The organism is Chamaesiphon sp. OTE_20_metabat_361 (genome assembly GCF_031364565.1).
Genome location: NZ_JANLWO010000362.1, coordinates 1 through 3,705, shown reverse-complemented (window position 1 = coordinate 3,705; position 3,705 = coordinate 1). Strand labels below are relative to the sequence as shown.

3 protein-coding genes and 1 pseudogene are annotated in these 3,705 nt (G+C 43.5%); 3 read left to right on the top strand and 1 reads right to left on the bottom strand.

Going from position 1 to position 3,705, the window contains the following annotated elements; all coding sequences use genetic code 11:
* Positions 1-465, top strand: a pseudogene (locus RMO35_RS10530) (hydrolase); the annotation flags it as partial.
* A 137-nt stretch (positions 466-602) separates the two neighbouring features.
* Positions 603-1,592, top strand: a complete 990-nt coding sequence (locus RMO35_RS10525) for a LysR family transcriptional regulator (protein ID WP_309741019.1) — start codon at positions 603-605, stop codon at positions 1,590-1,592.
* Positions 1,593-1,736: 144 nt separating this feature from the next.
* Here the strand turns inward: RMO35_RS10525 and RMO35_RS10520 are convergent, their stop codons facing one another.
* Complete coding sequence (locus tag RMO35_RS10520) at positions 1,737-2,657, bottom strand: DMT family transporter (protein ID WP_309741017.1); 921 nt, start codon at positions 2,655-2,657, stop codon at positions 1,737-1,739.
* Positions 2,658-2,701: 44 nt separating this feature from the next.
* On the opposite strand from RMO35_RS10520, the gene RMO35_RS10515 reads away from it, so the two are divergent.
* A partial coding sequence (locus tag RMO35_RS10515; RefSeq protein ID WP_309741013.1) for an SAM-dependent methyltransferase occupies positions 2,702-3,705 on the top strand: 1,004 nt, incomplete at its 3' end.

Here is a 3,705-nt window from a genome sequence, read left to right as displayed (position 1 = left end):
ATTTTAAATGCACCGCTGGCTCCAGGCGTCAAGCTACCTTGGCAATTCCAGCAGTTAGGTTTACCTGTAGCGGGAGAAATGCTCACCCAAGATCCGCTCTCTGTCGAGCGGCTGTTGGAGGCTGGATCTAAAGCCGTAATTGAAGATAATTATCTCGAAGTCTACCGTAAACCATATCTTAAAAGTTCGGCTCCCGGTCGATCTCTCCTGGCAACGATTCGCAATCTCCAACTAGCGCAGTCTCTCGCCGAAATTAGTACTGGACTCCCCAAATTAGAAATTCCAATTCAAATATTATGGGGTACCAATGACCCTTGGCTCGATCTCGCACCAGCACAAGCCTGTGCCAAAACGCTCAAACGAGGGGAACTAGTCACTTTACCCACTGCCGCACATTATCCTCAAGAACACTGGTATGCTGAGATTAATCGATCGTTAATTCCATTTTTGCGTCGTCAAGACTAGCAAATATTGTAAGTCGATCGCTGTTGGATCTTACTTAAATCCCAAATTGTCTCGGTCAGGAACTAAGTACGAACAGTACGTGGTACTGTCAATGAGAGTCGATAGTCTATCGCTACTAATCTTACCCGCTCACTGCTATGTCTGACCTGCCTTTCACTCTGGATCAGTTACGGATTCTCAAGGCAATTGCTGCGGAGGGGAGTTTTAAACGCGCCGCTGACAGCTTATATGTGTCTCAACCTGCGGTCAGTTTACAGGTGCAGAATCTCGAACGTCAACTAGATGTGCCGTTATTCGATCGCGGTGGGAGACGAGCGCAACTGACTGAAGCAGGACATTTGCTGCTTAGTTATGGCGAAAAAATTATCACGCTCTGTCAAGAAACCTGTCGCGCTATCGAAGATCTTCAAAATCTCCAAGGTGGTACCCTAATTGTCGGCGCATCGCAAACTACAGGTACCTATCTACTCCCGCGCATGATTGGGGTATTTCGACAAAAATATCCCGATGTCTCCGTACAGTTACACGTCCATTCTACCCGGCGGACGGCTTGGAGTGTCGCTAATGGGCAGGTGGATTTGGCAATTATCGGCGGTGAAGTTCCCGCCGAATTACAAGATTCGCTGGATGTTTTGCCCTACGCCGAAGATGAATTCGCGCTAATTTTACCGACAAATCATAGTTTTGCGACTATGAAGAGTATCCCCAAGGAAGATCTCTACAAACTTCAGTTTATATCATTAGATTCACAATCGACAATTCGCAAAGTAATCGATCGAGTCTTAACTAGATGTGGCATCGATCCCAATCGGCTTAAAATCGAAATGGAACTCAATTCGATCGAAGCTATTAAAAACGCCGTCCAAGCGGGTTTGGGTGCGGCATTCGTATCTTCATCGGCGATCGAAAGAGAGGTCGAAAATGGGACGTTACATCGCGCACATATCGACGGTGTAGCAATCGATCGCATCCTCTCTGTCATCGTCAATCCCAATCGCTATCGTTCTAAAGCTGCTGAAGCTTTCGCTCAAGAAATACTACCTAATTTTACGACATATCCTTGGGATGCCAGCAAGTTATTTTCCAAGCGTGTGAAAGCAGAAATTGATATTGAAGAAGATAGTTAGAAGTCGATTTAGCAAACAGCGGGCTACTAATATGCTAGTCCGCGTAGCGAACTGTGCATTATTAGCTATACTCGCAGAGCCTATGCGTTAGGATAATTACACCTAAAGCCTAATTCCTAAATCCTAACACCCAAAGCCTAATACTTAAAGCCTTCCTAACGAGATTGACATTGAGCCAATGACGACGAGAATTGCGCCGAATAATCCGAGGGGCGTGATATATTCGGGAGTGACTAATCCAGGTGCGAGCCAAGCAGTCAGACTCATCGAGACGATCGTAAAAATTGGGGCTAATGCTAGAATGGCACTGACTCTAGATGCTTCCAAATGTTGCAGGGATTCGGCAAAAGCGCCGTAGGCAATCACTGTATTTAAGCCACAAAAAATCAGTGCGATCCACTCGATCGAGTTAAGCTGAAGTAGAGTTTGAGGTTTGGCTACCATCGAAAATAACAATCCACACGCGCCATAAATAACCCACATAATATGTGTGGAGTCCAATCTAGTTAGTAATTGCTTTTGAATTAATGCGTAAATCGCCCAAGTAATGCCAGCAATAATTAACATGATACTACCGCTGATATAGCTATCGCTACCAGTTGCCAATACCTTAAATTGTTCGTAAAAGAAACCGATAAATCCAGCTACTAAAATACCCACGCCCATCCATTGATAGCGGGTATAACGTTCTTTGAAAATAAATAACCCACCCAAGCTCAAAAATACACCCGCCAACTGAATCAAAACTTCAGCATGGGAAGGTGAAGTGGATTTCAACCCCATCACAAAGAAAATATAATTACCCATCAACCCCAAAATGGCGATCGCAAATAAGTAGATTGGTACCGCTCTCAATTGTGCAATCCGAGGTAGATTTCCTTGTTTAGTCAGATAGCAACCTAGTAGAATAAAGGCAGTAGCAAACCGGAACCAATTAATAGTATACAGATCTAATTTTTTCAAGACAACTGCAAGTGCAATTGGTACCAATCCCCACAAAACTACTGTAATTAGTGATAATCCCAATCCCAACCGCCAGTTACCCGTTGTCCGATGAAGTTCCATTAGCTTAGATATTAGAGATTAGTTGAGAGTAGTTTTAGTTAAATATGGATAACAGTTTAGAGCTAGTTGAAGTCATCCGCGATCGGATTGAGAATTCACCACAAAAACAGATTACTTTTGCTGAATACATGAGTTTGGTACTATATCATCCTCAGTATGGCTATTATGCAAGTAATGCCGAAAGAATTAGCGAACGGGGTGACTTCTTAACTTCGCCGCACTTAGCCGATGATTTTGGTGAGATGTTAGCCATTCAACTATATCAAATCTGGCAAAATTTGGGAGAGCCGCAGCTATTCAATATTGTCGAAATGGGTGCGGGACAAGGATTATTAGCCGCTCAAATTTTAGATTACGCGCAGCGTGAATATCCAGACTTCTTTAGCTCGATCGATTACATCATCATCGAAACCGCACCAGCGATGATATATGCCCAACAGACAAGGTTAAAAGATTTACCTGTACGCTGGTGTGAATGGACAGAAATACCCGATCGATCGATCGACGGTTGCTTTTTATCGAACGAACTCATCGACGCTTTACCAGTACATCAAGTCGCAGTTATTGAAGGTGAATTGCAAGAAATTTGGGTGAATAACGGCGATAAAGAGCAAGTATTTATCGAAACTATTGCCGAACTATCGACAGCTAAACTAACGGAATATTGGCAACTCAATCGGATTAACTTACTTAGCGATCGCTATCCCGATCGCTATCGCACCGAAGTCAATTTAGCAGCCTTGGATTGGTTGGAACTAGTTTTTAAAAAGTTACAGCAAGGCTATATTATCTCGATCGATTATGGTTATACAGCCGATCGATATTACAATCCGATGCGATCGCAAGGAACATTGCAGTGCTACTACCAACATGCTTATCATTCCGATCCATATATCAATATCGGCAATCAAGATCTTACCGCACATGTCGATTTTACCGCACTTCAAAATCAAGGTGAGTTATTGGGCTTGCAAACAGTCGGATTTAGTCAGCAGGGGCTGTTTTTAATGGCATTGGGTTTGGGTGAAAGAATTGCGGCAATTTCGAG

What these genes read in the sequence shown, in the direction of transcription:
- RMO35_RS10525 (WP_309741019.1), top strand. Translation starts at nt 603, where the DNA reads ATGTCTGACCTGCCTTTCACTCTGGATCAGTTACGGATTCTCAAGGCA.
- RMO35_RS10520 (WP_309741017.1), bottom strand. Translation starts at nt 2,657, where the DNA reads ATGGAACTTCATCGGACAACGGGTAACTGGCGGTTGGGATTGGGATTA.